Source organism: Micromonospora tarensis, assembly GCF_016803395.1.
Lineage (GTDB): Bacteria > Actinomycetota > Actinomycetes > Mycobacteriales > Micromonosporaceae > Micromonospora > Micromonospora tarensis.
On sequence record NZ_JAEVHL010000529.1, the window covers coordinates 1 to 1,083 of the forward strand.

Annotated in this window: 1 protein-coding gene; it reads right to left on the reverse strand. The window is 68.1% G+C overall.

The window, feature by feature from the left end; genetic code table 11:
• On the reverse strand, window positions 1-979 hold a 979-nt coding region (locus tag JM949_RS36130; protein WP_203152495.1), incomplete at its 3' end, for an IS481 family transposase.
• Window positions 980-1,083 lie beyond the last annotated feature (104 nt).

The following is a 1,083-nucleotide window of genomic DNA, read 5'->3' on the forward strand; positions in this document are numbered from 1 at the left end:
TGTAGCGCCCAGCACCGTTGTTGACGCGGGTGATGGGTGGTTGTCCGGCGAGGGCGGTGTGTCCGCGGTGGTGGTTGTAGGTGTGGAGCCAGGCGGGTAGGGCGTTGGCGCGGTCTTGGCTGCTGGTGAAGGGGCGTGCGTAGATCCATTCGTCGCACATGGTGCGGTTGAAGCGTTCGGCTTTGCCGTTGGTTTGGGGTCGGTAGGCGCGGGTGTAGCGGGCTTGGGCGCCGAGGTCGGTGAGCGCTTCGCGCCAGGCGGTGCTGCGCCGGTAGGACCAGGCGTTGTCGGTCATTACCCGTTCGATGCGGGTGATGCCGTGCTCGGCGAAGTGGGCGGCGGCGCGGCGTAGGAAGCCGGCGCAGGTCCCGGCTTTCTCGTCGGTGTGGATTTCGGCGTAGGCCAGGCGGGTGTGGTCGTCGATCGCGGCGTGCACGTATTCGAAGCCGACGCGGCGTCCTGCGGTTTGTTCGGCGCGGGCGAGGCGGGCTTGGTCGCTGTCTCGGCCGTGCACCCGCCAGCCACCGCCGTCACGTAGACGGCCGACTTTCTTGACGTCGACGTGGACGAGTTCGCCGGGCCGGTCACGTTCGTAGCGGCGGATCAGTTGCCCGGTGGGCCGGTCGAGCCAGGCGAGGCGGTGTAGGTTGTGGCGGGTCAACACGGCGTGCACGGTCGAGGCGGGCATGTCGAGCAGCGCTGCCAACCGGGCCGGGCCGAGCTTGCGGTCCTGGCGCAGGGCGCAGATCCGCGCTTCGGTCGCCGGTGGGGTCTTGTGAGGGACGCGGTGGGCATTGCTGGGCCGGTCGTGTAGACCGGCGTCGCCTTCGGCCCGCCAGCGTGCCAGCCACTTGTAGCCGGTCTGACGTGAGCAGCCGAGTTCCTTGACCACGTGGGCGACCGGTCGCTGGTCGGTGACAACACGCTGGATGAGCAGGCGTCGCCCGTGCACGGTCAGGCGGGCGTTACGGTGGTGCACAGAGACCTCCGGTCAAGGTGAAAGCGTCGCAACTTCCACCTCGCCGGAGGTCTCTTCATTTCTCAAGCCGCCACGCCGTGTCAACAACGCTCATGATCACTACA